Consider the following 15784-nt stretch of genomic DNA (forward strand, 5'->3'; position numbering starts at 1 on the left):
TCGAGGAAACCGAAATGGCAAAGACCTCCATGGTCAACCGCGACATCAAGCGGGAAAAGCTGGCCAAGAAGTACGCTGAGAAGCGTGCGGCTCTGAAGAAGATCGTGTCCTCCGTGGACGCGACCTACGAAGAGAAGATCGACGCCGCAACCAAGCTGGCCAAGCTGCCGCGCGATTCGTCGCCGAGCCGTCAGCGCAACCGTTGCGAGCTGTCGGGTCGTCCGCGTGGCGTGTACAGCAAGTTCGGCCTCGGCCGCAACAAGCTGCGCGAAGCCACCATGCGTGGCGACGTCCCGGGCCTGCGCAAGGCCAGCTGGTAATCCCAGCCGGCTCTGCGATCAGGAGCCCCCTCGGGGGCTTCTGAACCGGGGAGGGAGGCGTTCAGCTTCCTTTCTGCGAAAAAACCCGAAGAGCCCGGCGCAAGTCGGGCTCTTTTGGCGTATACTCCCGCGTCTTGCCCTGCGCAAACGGGGTTGTAGGAGTGGGCCCTGGCCCGCTGCATCAAGGGACCTGGCCCGTTTCCAGGAGACAACAGATTTTCGCGAAAGCGGATATCGGTGCACTCAAAGGTACTCATATGAGCATGACTGATCCCATCGCCGACCTGCTGGTCCGCATCAAGAATGCGGCTGCGGTTGGCAAGCAGACGGTGAAAGCCCCGTCGTCCAAGATCAAGGTTGCGATCGCCCAGGTCCTGAAGGACGAGGGTTACATCACCGACCTGCGCGTGACCCAGCTGGAAAACAACAAGTCCGAGCTGGAAATCGTGCTGAAGTATTTCGAAGGCAAGCCGGTCATCGCGACCCTGAAGCGCTTCTCGCGTTCGGGCCTGCGCCAGTACCGCGGCAAGAGCGAGCTGCCGAAGGTCATGAATGGCCTGGGCATCTCCATCATTTCCACCTCCAAGGGCATCATGACTGATGCGCAGGCGCGCCAGCTGGGCGTCGGCGGCGAAGTCCTGTGCTTCGTGGCCTAAGGCGAAAGGAGTAGAACTATGTCCCGCGTAGCCAAGAAGCCCGTCACCCTGGGTAAGGTCGAACTGAACGTCCAGTCGGAAAGCATCACCGTCAAGGGCCCGAAGGGCACCCTGTCGCTGGTCAAGCCGGCCGGTATTGCCATCAACGTCGACAGCGGCGTTGCCACCCTGAGCACCGAGAGCGCCGACCTGGTCGCGCTGACCGGTACCGTGCGCGCGATCCTGGCCAACATGGTCAAGGGCGTGTCCGAAGGCTTCGAGCGCAAGCTGGAGCTGGTCGGCGTGGGTTACCGTGCTGCCATGCAGGGCAAGGATCTGAGCCTGTCGCTCGGTTTCTCGCATCCGGTCGTGTTCGTGGCACCGGAAGGCATCACCATCTCCACCCCGACCCAGACCGAGATCCTGGTCCAGGGCGCTGACAAGCAGGTCGTCGGTGAAGTCGCCGCCAAGATCCGTGCGTTCCGCAAGCCGGAGCCGTACAAGGGCAAGGGCGTGAAGTACTCCGACGAAGTCATCATCCGTAAGGAAGCCAAGAAGGCCTAATTAGGCGCTTCCGCTTTCAAGGAAAAAACATCATGAACAAGAACATCGCCCGCCTGCGTCGCGCCAAGTCGACCCGCGCCCACATCCGTGAGCTCGGCGTCGCCCGCCTGTCGGTGCTGCGCACCGGCCAGCACCTGTACGCCCAGGTCTTCACCGCTGACGGTTCGAAGGTGCTGGCTGCCGCCAACACCACCCAGACCGACGTCAAGGAAGGCCTGAAGAACGGCAAGAACGCCGATGCCGCTGCCAAGGTCGGCCGCATCGTTGCCGAGCGTGCCAAGGCCGCCGGCATCGAAAAGGTTGCCTTCGATCGTTCGGGCTACCGCTACCACGGCCGCATCAAGGCCCTGGCAGAAGCCGCCCGCGAAGCCGGCCTGCAGTTCTAAGGGACAAGGGCAGGGGGCCGATGGCCTCCTGCCTGCCTGCTCGCCAGCCTGAGCGAGGCTGGACGGCGCCGCTCTTCTGCAGCGGTCCACCGGAACAACGCGTCACTCCACAACCATAAGCGGCCTCGAGCCGTACATACCCAAACAACCAAGGAATCAACATGGCAGAAGAGCGTCAGCAGCGGGGTCGCGATCGCGACCGTAACCGCGAAGAGAAGATCGACGACGGCATGATCGAAAAGCTGGTCGCGGTCAACCGCGTCAGCAAGACCGTCAAGGGTGGCCGCCAGTTCACCTTCACCGCCCTGACCGTGGTCGGCGACGGCGAAGGCAAGGTCGGTTTCGGTTATGGCAAGGCCCGCGAAGTGCCGGTCGCCATCCAGAAGTCGATGGAACAGGCCCGCAAGAACCTGGTCAGCGTTGACCTGAACAACGGCACCCTGTGGCACACCATCAAGGATGGTCACGGCGCAGCCCGCGTGTTCATGCAGCCGGCTTCGGAAGGTACTGGCGTCATCGCCGGCGGTGCCATGCGCGCCGTGCTGGAAGCCGTTGGCGTGAAGAATGTGCTGGCCAAGGCCACCGGTTCGCGCAACCCGATCAATCTGGTGCGCGCCACCGTGAAGGGCCTGACTGCTGCGCAGTCGCCGGCCCGCATCGCGGCCAAGCGCGGCAAGAAGGTGGAGGAACTCAACCATGGCTAATGAGTCCAACAAGACTGTGAAGGTCCGCCTGGTGCGTGGCCTGCGTGGCACCCAGTCGCGTCACCGCCTGTCGGTGCGTGCCCTGGGCCTGAACAAGCTCAACGATGTGCGTGAACTGAAGGACAGCCCGCAGGTGCGCGGCCTGATCAACAAGGTTCAGTACCTCGTCCAGGTTGAGGAGTAATCGACCATGACTCTGCGTCTCAATGAACTGAGCCCGGCACCGGGCGCCCGCACCGAGCGCACCCGCGTCGGCCGCGGTATCGGCTCGGGCCTGGGCAAGACTGCCGGCCGCGGCCACAAGGGTTCGTTCGCCCGCAAGGGTGGCGGCAAGATCAAGGCTGGCTTCGAAGGCGGCCAGACCCCCATGCAGCGTCGTCTGCCGAAGATCGGCTTCCGTTCGCCGATCGCCAAGGACACCGCTGAAGTGCTGCTGTACGCGCTGGACAAGCTGCCGGCCGGTGAGATCGACTTCGCCGCCCTGCGTGCTGCCAAGCTGGTCCCGAGCACTGCCAAGAAGGCCAAGGTCGTCGTCAAGGGCGAAGTGACCAAGGCGTTCACCCTGAAGGGTATTGCTGCCACGGCTGGTGCCAAGGCTGCGATCGAAGCTGCCGGCGGCAGCGTAACGGAGTAAGAAAATCATGGCGCAAGCTGGCATCGGTAACCTCGCGGGCGGAATGGGCAAGTTCACTGAACTTCGCCAACGTTTGCTGTTCGTCGTCGGGGCTTTGATCGTCTATCGCATCGGCTGCTACGTGCCGGTGCCGGGCGTCAATCCCGATGCCATGCTTGCCATGATGCAACAGCAGGGCGGCGGCATCGTGGACATGTTCAACATGTTCTCGGGCGGCGCCCTGCACCGTTTCAGCATCTTTGCGCTGAACGTGATGCCGTACATCTCGGCATCGATCGTGATGCAGCTGGCCGTGCACATCTTCCCCGCCCTGAAGGCGATGCAGAAGGAAGGTGAGTCCGGCCGCCGCAAGATCACCCAGTATTCGCGCATCGGCGCCGTGCTGCTGGCAGTGGTGCAGGGCGGTTCGATCGCGCTGGCCCTGCAGGGGCAGGTTTCGCCGTCGGGCGCTCCGGTCGTGTACGCCCCCGGCATGGGCTTCGTGCTCACCGCGGTGGTCGCACTGACTGCCGGCACCATGTTCCTGATGTGGGTCGGTGAGCAGGTCACCGAACGCGGTATCGGCAACGGCGTGTCGCTGATCATCTTCGCCGGTATCGTCGCCGGCCTGCCGGGTGCGGTCATCCACACCTTCGACGCCTACCGCGACGGCAACATCCAGTTCATCCAGCTGCTGCTGATCGCTATCGTCGTGCTCGCTTTCACCTTCTTCGTGGTGTTCGTGGAGCGCGGCCAGCGCCGGATCACGGTCAATTACGCGCGCCGCCAGGGCGGTCGCAACGCGTACATGAACCAGACCTCGTTCCTGCCGCTGAAGCTCAACATGGCCGGCGTCATCCCGGCGATCTTTGCCTCGAGCCTGCTGGCCTTCCCGGCCACCCTGGCCATGTGGTCCGGCCAGGCTGCCAACCAGAGCAGCTTCGGTCAGGTCCTGCAGAAGGTCGCCAATGCCCTGGGCCCGGGCGAGCCGCTGCACATGATCGTGTTCGCTGCGCTGATCACCGGTTTCGCGTTCTTCTATACGGCGCTGGTGTTCAATTCGCAGGAAACCGCCGACAACCTGAAGAAGTCGGGCGCTTTGATTCCGGGCATCCGTCCGGGCAAGGCCACCGCCGACTACATCGACGGCGTGCTGACCCGCCTGACCGCGGCCGGCTCGGCCTACCTGGTGATCGTCTGCCTGCTGCCGGAACTGATGCGCACGCAGCTGAATGCCTCGTTCTACTTCGGTGGCACGTCGCTGCTGATCGTGGTGGTGGTGGTGATGGACTTCATCGCCCAGGTGCAGGCACACCTGATGTCCCACCAGTACGAGAGCCTACTGAAGAAGGCCAACCTGAAGGGCGGCAACCGCGGCGGTTTTGCCCGCGGCTGATAGGCCTGTTATACTTTCGTCTTCCTGACGTGATGGTCCCTCCGCTTCGCGGATTCCGGCCACACAAACGAAGGGCGGCCCCCGCAGCGGTTCCGGGTGGGGGTGTGATGAGGTGGTCCCGCGCTGGAGTAGCGCGGGCGGCCCCGGGGGAAACCCCAGGTCCAACCCCATCCGGCGCCGGAGCCTGGGCACACTCCCCAGGCCGGGTTCATGAAACCAATGGTTTCACGGGCTTCCATGTAAACCGGAACCTTGTTAGTATTGCTAGTTCACTTTTTTGATCCATCCTGCCGGATTGGCGTGCCCGAGGCGCGCTGTCGGCCATCACTCAGCTGGAGAACCGCGTCATGGCGCGTATTGCAGGCGTCAACCTGCCAGCCCAGAAGCACGTCTGGGTCGGGTTGCAAAGCATTTACGGCATCGGCCGTACCCGTTCGAAGAAGGTCTGCGAAGTCGCAGGCGTTGCTTCGACCACCAAGATCCGCGATCTGTCGGAGCCGGAAATCGAGCGCCTGCGCGCCGAAGTCGGCAAGTACATCGTGGAAGGCGATCTGCGCCGTGAGATCGGCATCGCGATCAAGCGCCTGATGGACCTGGGCTGCTACCGCGGCCTGCGTCACCGTCGTGGCCTCCCGCTGCGTGGCCAGCGCACCCGTACCAACGCCCGCACCCGCAAGGGTCCGCGCAAGGCGATCAAGAAGTAAGGGACTGAGAAATGGCTAAGCCCGCTGCTAAGACCAAGAAGAAGATCAAGCGCGTCGTCACCGACGGCGTTGCCCACGTCCACGCTTCGTTCAACAACACCATCGTCACCATCACCGATCGCCAGGGCAATGCTCTGTCGTGGGCGACCTCCGGTGGCGCTGGCTTCCGCGGTTCGCGCAAGTCGACCCCGTTCGCTGCCCAGGTGGCTGCTGAAAAGGCCGGTCGTGCTGCGCTGGACTACGGCGTGAAGTCGCTGGAAGTCCGCATCAAGGGCCCGGGTCCGGGCCGTGAGTCGGCCGTGCGTTCGCTGAACAACGTCGGCTACAAGATCACCAACATCATCGACGTGACGCCCATCCCGCACAACGGGTGCCGTCCGCCGAAGAAGCGTCGCGTCTAAAGGGAGCGATAAGAAATGGCTCGTTATATCGGTCCTACCTGTAAGCTCGCCCGCCGCGAAGGCGCCGACCTGTCCCTGAAGAGCCCGGCGCGTGCGCTGGACTCCAAGTGCAAGCTGGAGCAGAAGCCCGGCCAGCACGGCGCCACTGCCCGCAAGGGCAAGCTGTCCGACTACGCCACCCAGCTGCGTGAAAAGCAGAAGGTCAAGCGTATCTACGGCCTGCTGGAGCGTCAGTTCCGCAACTACTACAAGAAGGCCTCGACCAAGAAGGGCAACACCGGCGAGAACCTGCTGCAGCTGCTGGAAACCCGCCTGGACAACGTCGTCTACCGCATGGGCTTCGCCGTGACCCGTCCGGCTGCCCGTCAGCTGGTGTCGCACCGCGGCGTCACCGTGAATGGCAAGTCGGTCAACCTGGCTTCGTACCAGGTCAAGGCTGGCGACGCCATCGCTCTGTCCGAAAAGGCTGCCAAGCAGCTGCGCGTCCAGGAAGCCCTGACCGTCGCCGCCCAGCATGACCTGAGCCCGTCGTGGGTTGAAGTGGATTCCGGCAAGTTCACCGGCATCTTCAAGGCTGTTCCGGATCGTTCGGATCTGCCTGCGGACATCAACGAAGCGCTGATCGTCGAGCTGTATTCGAAGTAATTCACATTGGAGAGCCCCCGGCGACGGCCGGGGGTTCACTAGGAGAACCCGCAACATGACGGTTACCGCCAACCAGGTTCTGCGTCCTCGCGGTCCGCAGATCGAACGCCTTACCGACACCCGTGCAAAGGTCGTTATCGAACCTTTGGAGCGGGGTTACGGGCATACGCTGGGCAACGCCCTGCGTCGCGTGCTGCTGTCGTCCATCCCGGGCTTCGCCATCACGGAAGTCGAAATCGACGGCGTGTTGCATGAGTACACCACGGTCGAAGGTCTGCAGGAGGACGTGCTCGAAGTCCTGCTCAACCTGAAGGATGTGGCCATCCGTATGCACTCCGGCGACAGCGCCACCCTGTCCCTGTCCAAGCAGGGCCCGGGCGTTGTCACCGCTGCCGACATCAAGGTCGACCACAATGTGGAGATCCTGAACGGCGACCATGTGATCTGCCACCTGACCAAGGACACGGCAATCAACATGCGTCTGAAGATCGAACGTGGTTTCGGCTACCAGCCGGCTGCCGCGCGTCGTCGTCCGGACGAAGAAACCCGTGCCATCGGCCGCCTGGTCCTGGATGCCTCGTTCTCGCCGGTCCGCCGTGTCGCCTATGCCGTGGAAGCGGCGCGTGTCGAACAGCGCACCGACCTGGACAAGCTGGTCATCGATATCGAGACCAACGGCACCATCGATGCCGAGGAAGCCGTGCGCACCGCCGCCGACATCCTCAGCGACCAGCTGTCGGTGTTCGGTGACTTCACCCACCGCGACCGCGGTGCGGCCAAGCCGGCCAACAACGGCGTGGATCCGGTGCTGCTGCGCCCGATCGACGATCTGGAGCTGACCGTGCGTTCGGCCAACTGCCTGAAGGCTGAAAGCATCTACTACATCGGCGATCTGATCCAGAAGACCGAAGTGGAGCTGCTGAAGACCCCGAACCTGGGCAAGAAGTCGCTCACCGAGATCAAGGAAGTGCTGGCTCAGCGCGGCCTGTCGCTCGGCATGAAGCTGGAGAACTGGCCGCCGGCCGGCGTCGCCAGCCACGGCATGCTGGGCTGATATCGGCAATGCCTGAAGGCTCCACCGTTCGCGGTGGGGCCTTCAACGCAACACAACATGCCACGACGAACCCCAGGTTCGCGGGCAGGTCGTCCAGGACGGGCGGCCAGGACCATCCGCAGTCCGCGCAGCAACGCCAGGATGGCGACAACGATCCGCACAGCCTCATCATTAACCAAGGAATATCACCATGCGTCACCAGAAGTCTGGCCGTAAGTTCAGCCGCACCAGCGCCCACCGCGAAGCGATGTTCAAGAACATGGCCGCCTCGCTGTTCAAGCACGAGCTGATCAAGACCACCCTGCCGAAGGCCAAGGAACTGCGCCGCGTTGCCGAGCCGCTGATCACCCTGGCCAAGGTCGACTCCGTCGCCAACCGCCGTCTGGCTTTCGCTCGCCTGCGCGACAACGAAGCCGTGGGCAACCTGTTCACCATCCTGGGCCCGCGCTACGCGAACCGTCCGGGCGGCTACCTGCGCCTGCTGAAGTGTGGCTTCCGCGCTGGCGACAACGCGCCGATGGCCTACGTCGAGCTGGTTGACCGTCCGGTCGTGGCCGAGGAAGTGGCCGAGTAATCGGACCGCTCCAACGCGACACAGCGAAAGCCCGGCCTCTGCCGGGCTTTTGCGTTTCTGCGGGATCTGACCCGCACCGTTCCGACAGGCGTCACCTGTGGCGGTTCGAATGGCATGCACTCTCGGTTACGCTTGGCGCCTTGATCCATTCGAGCGTTGACGATGAATCCACTGCGCTGGCCCTTCCGCGCCCAGTTCTTCCTGGGCTTCCTGATCTGCGCGGGCCTGCTGGGCTACGCGATCTTCCTGCAGCTGAAGATGGGCCTGGAGCCGTGCCCGCTGTGCATCTTCCAGCGGCTGGCGTTCGCCGCGCTGGGCCTGCTGTTCCTGATCGGTGCACTGCACGGGCCCTCCAACCGTCCTGGCCGGGCAACCTACGGCGTGCTCGCCTTCATTGCCGCCGCGGTCGGCGTAGGCATCGCTGCGCGCCACGTCTACGTGCAGATGCTGCCACCGGAGATGGGTGCGACCTGCGGCCCGCCGCTGAGCTTCCTGCGCGAGACCATGGGGCCGCTGGAAGTATTCCGCACGGTGCTGACCGGTACCGGCAACTGCGGCAATATCGACTGGACGTTCCTGGGCCTGACCATGCCGATGTGGTCGGGCGTGTGGTTCGTGCTGCTGGCGCTGTGGGCGTTGGTGGTGTCGCTGCGCAAGGTCAAGCGCTGAACTAAGGCGGGGTCGGAGCCCTCTCCTGCGGAAAGGGGTCCGACCCCAGGCACCCTGGCGTCCTCAGAAATCCTGCTGCAGGCTCAGGTAGGCGCCACGGCGCGGTCCCCACTGCGGGGCGAACACGCCGACGCCACCGCCATCGCGCAGTTGGTAGCTGCGGTCCAATGCATTGATGACCGCCAGCTGCACATGCAGCGGATGGCCGCTGCCGGCATTGAAGTCATGCCCGGCGCTGAGGTTCACCTGCAGGTAGGACGGCAGCTCGCCGCCGTTGGGCACGCCCTCGATGTCCGAACGCAGGCCGCTACCGAACACGTAGTTGGCGCCGACCCGGTTGTGTCCGGCAAAGGCGTAGCTGAAGCCACCCGATGAGGTCAGCTTCTGGTCGTGGTCGAGGTGGATCCAATGGTTGGCCACATAGGCCAGCGCGTCCGGATCGAGGTTGTACTGGCTGGTGATGACCTGGGTGCCGATGGCCTTGTTGTACGCTGCGTTGACGTAGGCGCTGAACGGACCGTCGCTGTAGTCGGCACTGAACTCCAGGCCATGGATATGGCCGCGGCGGTAGTTGAACGTCGAGTAGATGTAGGCGGCACCGAACTGGCCTTCGTCCTGCAGGCGCGCGACGCGTCGGTCATAGGCATCCAGGCCCAGGGTCAGGTGTTCGCCCACCTGCTGCGACACGCCGATGTCGTAGTAGTCGCTGCGCTCGGCCAGTGGCGTGTTGTTGCCGCCGCTGGGTTGCTGGTTGGTGGTGCCGTCGTACAGCGCGATGTCGCTGCTGGCGATCAGCTCACTGGCCGGTGGCGTGAAGTAACGCGAATAGCCGGCATGCACGGTGGTGCTGTCGCTGGCATTCCAGGCCACGCCCACGCGGGGGCTGAGCTGGCCCTCGGTGTGGCCAAAGGCCTTGTAGCGATCTCCGCGCAGGCCGTAGTTGACGGTCCAGTCGTCGCCGATCTTCCATTCATCCTGCACGTACAACGCCTGCGTGCTGGCATGGAAGGCACTGTGGTCAGGTATCAGCAGCGGCGTGGTGCTGGATTGCTGGCCGGCGTCATCGACCGGAAACACCCAGCTGCTGTTGTTCGCACGCGCGTTCTCGTAATTGCCGTACAGGCCATAGCGCAGCGTGTGGTCGCTGCCCAGCGGGGTGGAGAAATCGGCCTGCAGCGTGTTGGCGCGGTTGCTGCGCTGCACCTGCGAGGCGACGCCACTGAATACCAGGTCGCCGATGACATCCGGGTTGAACGCCACATCGCTGTAGCGCTGCCCGGCTGACAGCTGGTAGGCGGTGCTGCCCAGCGCGCCCTGCAGCACCAGCATGCCGAAGCGGGTGGTCTCGCGCTGGGTTTCATCCAGCTGGCTGGAGTCGAAGGTGGTGGTGTCCAGGTAACCGAACTGCGGGGTCTGGCCGGGGTTGACCGGGATCTGCAAGCGATTGTTGGCGAAGCCGGCGAACACGCTCAGGCGCGTGTTCTCGTTGACCAGGTAGGTGAGGTCAGCGAACGCTTTGCCTTGGTGGGTGTCGTCGTGCAGCGGCTTGCGCGAGCGGGTCGGGTTCTCCAGGCCAACCTCGTTCTGGTCGTAGTTGCCAGTAAGGAACCAGCTCCATCGCCCCTGGTTGCCCCACCACGAGGCATTCGGATTGATCTTGCCGAACGAGCCTGCGGTCAGACCGGCGCTGCCGCCATTGCCGAGCTCGGCGCCATTGCGGGTGGTGATGTCGACCACTGCAGCGGTGCGCTCGCCGAACTGCGCCGGCAGCGCGCCATCCATCAGGCGGATGCTCTTGATGGTGCGGGCATCCAGTGTCTGGCCGAAGCCGGAGATCGATTCGGGCAACAGCACGCCATTGATGCGGTACTGCAGATTGGCGTGGTCGCCGCGCACGTGCACGCCGCCATAGGAATCCTGGACCACGCCCGGGGCCTGCAGCAGTACCTGGCTGAGCGGCGCGGAGGCACCCAGCGGCTGCTTCTGGATGTCCTCGGCGGTGATCTGGTACTGGCTGCTGCCGATGTCCGGCGACAGCGCGTTGCGGGCCTGGTCGAGCTGGGCGTGGACGGTGACTGCGTCCAGATCCTTGACGGAGGAAGAGGTGTCGTCGGTCGTTGCGGCGAAGGCGGGCAGGCTGGCCAAGGCCAGGGCGAAGGCAATGCCGGTAGCGAGGGGTGAGGGCTTCATGGTGAGAGAGGGGGCGGCTGGGCGTGGAAGGGGCCGGTCCATGACGTGGAAGTGTTACTCCGTAACAAATCATGCGCCTGTCCCGTGCGGCTGACCATGCTGGATCTGGCTGCCGGCGCTGGCCTTTCCCTGCCGTTCAGGTGGCTGGGGCGGTGGGTGTGGGCCTTTGCGTCAGCGGCTGGCTCTGCGACCATGACCGCCCCCCACCCCGGAAGTCTGCAATGAGCCTGTCCGCCGTTCCACCCGCGTCCGATCCCGCCGCGACCACCGCTGGCGCTGCCTGGTCGCCGGAGAGCTGGCGTGGCAAGACCGCGCTGCAGATGCCGACCTACCCGGACCCGGTGGCATTGGACGCCGCTCTGCACGAGCTGAAGCGGCTGCCGCCGCTGGTCACCTCGTGGGAGATCCTGGCGTTGAAGCAGCAGCTGGCCGAGGCCCAGGAAGGCAAGCGCTTCCTGCTGCAGGGCGGCGACTGCGCCGAGAACTTCAGCGACTGCGAATCGGGCACCATCTCCAACCGCCTGAAGGTACTGCTGCAGATGAGCCTGGTGCTGGTGCACGGCCTGCGCCAGCCGGTGATCCGCGTGGGCCGCTTCGCCGGCCAGTACGCCAAGCCGCGCTCGGCCGACACCGAGACCCGCGACGGCGTGACCCTGCCCAGCTACCGCGGTGATGTGATCAACGCACCGGCGTTCACCGAAGCGGCGCGCCTGCCGGACCCGAAGCGGATGCTGCAGGCCCACGCGCATTCGGCGATGACGATGAACTTCGTGCGTGCGCTGATCGACGGCGGTTTCGCCGACCTGCACCACCCCGAATACTGGAATCTGGAGTGGGTAAGCCACTCGCCGCTGGCGGCCGAGTACCAGAAGATGGTGGCCTCGATCGGCGATGCGGTGCACTTCATGGAGACCCTGGCCGGGGCCCGCGTGCACAATCTCAACCGCATCGACTTCTACACGTCGCACGAAGCCCTGCTGCTGCCCTACGAGCAGGCGTTGACCCGCCAGGTGCCGCGCCAGCAGGGCTGGTTGAACCTGAGCACGCATTACCCGTGGATCGGCATGCGCACGGCCGCGCTCGATGGCGCGCACGTGGAGTACCTGCGTGGCGTGCGCAATCCGATTGCGATCAAGGTGGGCCCGTCGGTGACGCCGGACCAGCTGCTGCGCCTGATCGATGTGCTCAACCCACATGACGAGCCGGGCCGCCTGAGCTTCATCCACCGGATGGGCGCAACGCAGATCGCAGAGAAACTGCCGCCGCTGCTGGACGCGGTCAAGCGTGATGGTCGCCGCGTGCTGTGGGTGTGCGATGCGATGCATGGCAATACCGAAAGCACCGCCAACGGTTTCAAGACACGCCGCTTCGACAACGTGCGTGGCGAGGTGGAGATGTCGTTCGATCTGCATGCGGCCGCCGGTACGCGCCTGGGCGGTGTGCACCTGGAACTGACCGGCGAGGACGTGACCGAGTGCATCGGCGGCGCGCGCGAACTGACCGAGCGCGACCTGGAGCGTGCGTATCGTTCGACGGTGGACCCGCGGTTGAACTACGAGCAGTCGCTGGAGATCGCGATGGCGATCGTGCGCAAGCAGGAGCAAGTGCGGTAAGGATTTTTCGGCAGGGCTTGCAGCCCTGCACCTGCTACGAGCCAGAGCAACGTCAACGTCAACGTCAAAAGCGGGCTATCCGTGGGTTGGCGGGACGGTATCGGAGTGCGGGGACGCCGCAAGTACGTCCTTGTAGGCTTGGCAGCCGCTTGCTCGTGTGCGCAGGAAAGCGCACACGAGCAAGCGGCGACCGAGCTTACATGGGTGAGGGCGCTTTGCTTGCGAAGCACTGCTTCGCAAGCGCCCGAACGCACAGCCGCCAGCGGCTGGGCCGGGCCCCGGAGGGGTACTTGCAGCGCCCCCCGCAACCGGACCCACCCCGCCATCCCACAGCAAACCCGCTTCTGCTTCGGCTGTTGCTGTTGCCGTTGCTGTTGCTTCGGCTTCTGGGCAGGTGCAGGGCTACAAGCCCTGCCGACCAACACCCTCCTTACAAACGACTGACGTGACGCTCATGCGCCATGCGCGAGGCTGTCCACTTGCTTGTCCGACTGGAGGTGGCAACGGTGCACTGGCAGAGCGCACAGGCCTACGCATGGCCGTTGGGTTTGGCCGCATTGGTGGGCGGTATCGGCGCGTGGCTGATCCTGTGGATCTACCATCGGCTGAAAGGGCGTGATCGGCGGCGCGCGCGCATCGGGCGTGTGCTCGGGCTGCCAATGGCCACCGCGTGGCCGCTGCTGCTGTTGATCCCTGCATTGCAGGCCACGCCGCTGCAGGATCCCCTTCTGGGCAACCTGCAACGGGTGCTGCATATCGCACTGACCGCCTGCTTCATCTGGTTGCTGGTACGCGCAGTGGCAGCGGGTGAGCGGGCCATCCTGCGCAGCCATCCCATCGATGTCTCCGATAATCTGGAAGCGCGCCGCATCCAGACCCAGACGCGGGTGCTCAGCCGTGTGCTGATGGGCGGCATCATCGTGCTGGGTGCTTCGCTGGTGCTGTTGACCTTTCCCATGGTGCAGAAGATCGGCACCGCGCTGCTGGCCTCGGCGGGCCTCATCGGCCTGGTGGCCGGTATCGCCGCAAAGCCGGTGTTCGGCAATCTGATCGCTGGCCTGCAGATTGCAGTGACCCAGCCGATCCGGCTGGACGATGTGGTGATCGTCGAGGGCGAGTGGGGACGCATCGAGGAGATCGGCAGCAGCTACGTGGTGGTACGCATCTGGGACGAGCGGAGGATGGTGGTGCCGCTGACCTGGTTCATCGAGAACCCCTTCCAGAACTGGACCCGGCGCAGCGCCGATCTGCTCGGTACGGCGTTTCTGTGGCTGGACTATCGTGCCCCGATCGCGGCGATCCGCGCTGAGCTGGAGCGCATCTGCCGGGGTGAGGCATTGTGGGATGGCCGGGTCTGCGTGACCCAGGTGACCGAAACCAGCGAGCGTGCGATCCAGGTGCGCCTGCTGGTGAGTGCGCGCAGCTCTGGCGACGCGTTCGACCTGCGTTGCCTGGTACGCGAGCGCATGCTCGATTTCCTCGCACGTGAGCATCCGCAGTCGCTGCCGCAGCTGCGTGCGCGGCTGCAGCATGCTGACGAGCTGGACATGCCGCGTGGTCCACGCGCACGTACTGCAGATGTGCGTTCGCCGGGGGCTGAAGACGGTGAGGCGGCAATCGTGCCGATGGAGCCGGAACCCGAACGGTAGCGCCGGCCAGCGGCCGGCACTACCGGATCAAGGCTCGCCGGCGTCGATCAGCGTGTCGGTGCCGAAGTGCGGTGGCCGCCGCGCGCGGGTGCGCTGTTCGTAGGCGTACGCCATTTCGATCAGCTTCGGTTCGCTCCAGGCGGTGCCCATGAACAGCAGGCCGACCGGCAGGCCATCGATCTGGCCCATCGGCACGCTGAGGCTGGGATAGCCGGCGACGGCGGCGGCACTGTAGCTCTCGCCGGGGAAGTCGTCGCCTTCGCTGCGGATCGGCCACGCCACGCCGGTGGTCGGCGCGACCAGGGCGTCGAGCTGGTGGGCGGCGAGGGCGGCATCGATGCCTTCCGGGCCCGCCAACCGGCGCGCATCGCTGCGTGCGCGGATATAGGCGGGGTCGGCCAAGCCAGCGGTAGCGTCAGCTTCCACCAGCAGTTCCTGGCCGAACAGGCCCAGTTCCTGCTTGCTGTGCGCCCGGTTGAAGGCGATCAATTCGGCCAGGCTGTGCAGGGGAGCGCGGTGGGCGCTGAAGTAACGCTCCAGCCCGGCCTTGAACTCGTACAGTAGTACCTTGCGTTCGGCGTCGGCCCAGGCGCCCTGGTTGGGCAGCTCCACCGGCACCACGACGGCACCGGCCCGACGCAGCTCGGTGGCGGCGTGTTCGATCAGTGGCGGCATGCCGCGGTATTTCAGCAGCGGCGTCTGCAGCAGGCCGATGCGCTTGCCACGCAGTCCCTGCGGATCCAGCCGCGCGGTGTAGTCGTACACCGCACGGCCGGGCATGGTTGCGGTGGCCGGGTCGGCATCATCGCGGCCGGCAATTGCGGTCAGTACGGCCGCAGCGTCGGCGACGCTGCGTGTCATCGGCCCCGCAGTATCCTGGCTGAAGGAAATCGGGATGATGCCATCGCGGCTGACCAGGCCGACGGTCGGCTTGAGGCCGACGATGCCATTGATCGCCGCAGGGCAGACGATGCTGCCGTCGGTTTCGGTGCCGATCGCCACGCTGGCCAGGTTGGCGGCGACCGCTACCGCGCTGCCGCTGCTGGAGCCGCAAGGCGAGTGGCTGAGGCGATAGGGATTGCGGGTCTGGCCGCCGCGCGCGCTCCAGCCGGACACCGAATCGTTGCCGCGGAAATTGGCCCATTCGCTGAGATTGGTCTTGCCCAGCACCACGGCCCCGGCCTCGCGCAGGCGCCGCACCAGATACGCATCGTCAGGGCGGAACCCCTGCAGGGCCAGAGAGCCGGCACTGGTGGCCATCGGCGCCGCGTTGATGTTGTCCTTCAGCAGTACCGGGATGCCGTGCAGCGGGCCACGCAGGCGTCCATCGCGGCGCTCGCGGTCGCGCGCCGCGGCTTCCTTCAGGGCATCGGGGTTGAGCTCGATCACCGCGCGCAGGCGGGGGCCGGCCCGATCCAGGGCGGCGATGCGCTGCAGGTAGGCCTGGGTCAGGGTGGTGCTGTCCAGTTCACCGGCGGTCATCCGCGCCTGCAGGTCGGCAACATCGGTTTCAGCGTACGGGAACGGCACGTTGCGGCTCGCAGGTTCGGCCGCATGCGCGCTGGGCGTGGCCGGGCTGCAGCCAGCCGAAAGCAGCGCAGGCAGCGCGGCGAGCAGGCAGGTCAGCAGAGGCGGCAAGGACGGGCGCATGGGGCGGCTTGGTCGGC

The 15784-nt window shown here is 65.2% G+C and carries 18 protein-coding genes; 16 read left to right on the forward strand and 2 right to left on the reverse strand.

What is annotated here, in order from left to right; genetic code table 11:
- Positions 1–14: 14 nt before the first annotated feature.
- The 14 genes from rpsN to ACUDTM_RS16525 all read left to right on the forward strand — a co-directional run bounded on the left by rpsN (position 15) and on the right by ACUDTM_RS16525 (position 8665).
- Complete coding sequence (gene rpsN, locus ACUDTM_RS16460) at positions 15–320, forward strand: 30S ribosomal protein S14 (protein ID WP_005408209.1); 306 nt, start codon at positions 15–17, stop codon at positions 318–320.
- 257 nt (positions 321–577) lie between these two features.
- Positions 578–976, forward strand: coding sequence for a 30S ribosomal protein S8 (gene rpsH, locus ACUDTM_RS16465; protein ID WP_005408210.1), 399 nt, complete (start codon positions 578–580; stop codon positions 974–976).
- Positions 977–994: 18 nt separating this feature from the next.
- The gene (gene rplF / locus ACUDTM_RS16470) at positions 995–1519 is read left to right on the forward strand and encodes a 50S ribosomal protein L6 (protein ID WP_049416175.1); all 525 of its coding nucleotides are present in this window, start codon (positions 995–997) and stop codon (positions 1517–1519) included.
- Positions 1520–1551: 32 nt separating this feature from the next.
- A complete protein-coding gene (gene rplR / locus ACUDTM_RS16475; RefSeq protein ID WP_004154495.1) occupies positions 1552–1905 on the forward strand; it encodes a 50S ribosomal protein L18 in 354 nt (117 codons plus the stop codon).
- A gap of 161 nt (positions 1906–2066) precedes the next feature.
- Positions 2067–2609, forward strand: a complete 543-nt coding sequence (gene rpsE / locus ACUDTM_RS16480) for a 30S ribosomal protein S5 (protein WP_005415419.1) — start codon at positions 2067–2069, stop codon at positions 2607–2609.
- Complete coding sequence (rpmD, locus tag ACUDTM_RS16485) at positions 2602–2793, forward strand: 50S ribosomal protein L30 (protein WP_005408214.1); 192 nt, start codon at positions 2602–2604, stop codon at positions 2791–2793. Before rpsE ends, rpmD begins: the two co-directional genes overlap by 8 nt.
- A gap of 6 nt (positions 2794–2799) precedes the next feature.
- Positions 2800–3243 carry a 50S ribosomal protein L15 gene (rplO, locus tag ACUDTM_RS16490; protein ID WP_004154498.1) on the forward strand — a complete coding sequence of 148 codons (444 nt, stop codon included), beginning with the start codon at positions 2800–2802 and terminating at the stop codon, positions 3241–3243.
- Between the two features lie 7 nt (positions 3244–3250).
- Positions 3251–4618: a preprotein translocase subunit SecY gene (secY, locus tag ACUDTM_RS16495; protein WP_005415420.1), complete on the forward strand. Its 1368-nt coding sequence runs from the start codon at positions 3251–3253 to the stop codon at positions 4616–4618.
- 347 nt (positions 4619–4965) lie between these two features.
- Entirely contained in the window at positions 4966–5322 is a 357-nt protein-coding gene (gene rpsM, locus ACUDTM_RS16500; RefSeq protein WP_004154500.1) for a 30S ribosomal protein S13, read from the forward strand.
- An 11-nt stretch (positions 5323–5333) separates the two neighbouring features.
- Positions 5334–5723, forward strand: coding sequence for a 30S ribosomal protein S11 (gene rpsK, locus ACUDTM_RS16505; protein ID WP_004145443.1), 390 nt, complete (start codon positions 5334–5336; stop codon positions 5721–5723).
- Between the two features lie 15 nt (positions 5724–5738).
- Complete coding sequence (gene rpsD, locus ACUDTM_RS16510; protein WP_004145446.1) at positions 5739–6368, forward strand: 30S ribosomal protein S4; 630 nt, start codon at positions 5739–5741, stop codon at positions 6366–6368.
- Between the two features lie 55 nt (positions 6369–6423).
- Positions 6424–7422, forward strand: coding sequence for a DNA-directed RNA polymerase subunit alpha (locus ACUDTM_RS16515; RefSeq protein ID WP_005408216.1), 999 nt, complete (start codon positions 6424–6426; stop codon positions 7420–7422).
- Between the two features lie 190 nt (positions 7423–7612).
- Positions 7613–7996, forward strand: a complete 384-nt coding sequence (gene rplQ / locus ACUDTM_RS16520; RefSeq protein ID WP_005408217.1) for a 50S ribosomal protein L17 — start codon at positions 7613–7615, stop codon at positions 7994–7996.
- Positions 7997–8158: 162 nt separating this feature from the next.
- Positions 8159–8665, forward strand: a complete 507-nt coding sequence (locus ACUDTM_RS16525; RefSeq protein ID WP_005415421.1) for a disulfide bond formation protein B — start codon at positions 8159–8161, stop codon at positions 8663–8665.
- Positions 8666–8728: 63 nt separating this feature from the next.
- On the opposite strand, the gene ACUDTM_RS16530 is transcribed toward ACUDTM_RS16525, so the two are convergent.
- Entirely contained in the window at positions 8729–10855 is a 2127-nt protein-coding gene (locus ACUDTM_RS16530) for a TonB-dependent receptor (protein WP_072169159.1), read from the reverse strand.
- 221 nt (positions 10856–11076) lie between these two features.
- Here ACUDTM_RS16530 and ACUDTM_RS16535 point away from each other — a divergent pair, with 221 nt between their 5' ends.
- Together ACUDTM_RS16535 and ACUDTM_RS16540 are read left to right on the forward strand one after the other, a co-directional pair.
- A complete protein-coding gene (locus ACUDTM_RS16535; protein ID WP_072169160.1) occupies positions 11077–12468 on the forward strand; it encodes a class II 3-deoxy-7-phosphoheptulonate synthase in 1392 nt (463 codons plus the stop codon).
- Positions 12469–12929: 461 nt separating this feature from the next.
- Positions 12930–14117, forward strand: coding sequence for a mechanosensitive ion channel family protein (locus ACUDTM_RS16540; protein WP_439426613.1), 1188 nt, complete (start codon positions 12930–12932; stop codon positions 14115–14117).
- Between the two features lie 27 nt (positions 14118–14144).
- Here the strand turns inward: ACUDTM_RS16540 and ACUDTM_RS16545 are convergent, their stop codons facing one another.
- Complete coding sequence (locus ACUDTM_RS16545) at positions 14145–15767, reverse strand: amidase (protein WP_072169161.1); 1623 nt, start codon at positions 15765–15767, stop codon at positions 14145–14147.
- Positions 15768–15784 lie beyond the last annotated feature (17 nt).

Source organism: Stenotrophomonas maltophilia group sp. vghtpe118 (assembly GCF_052605195.1).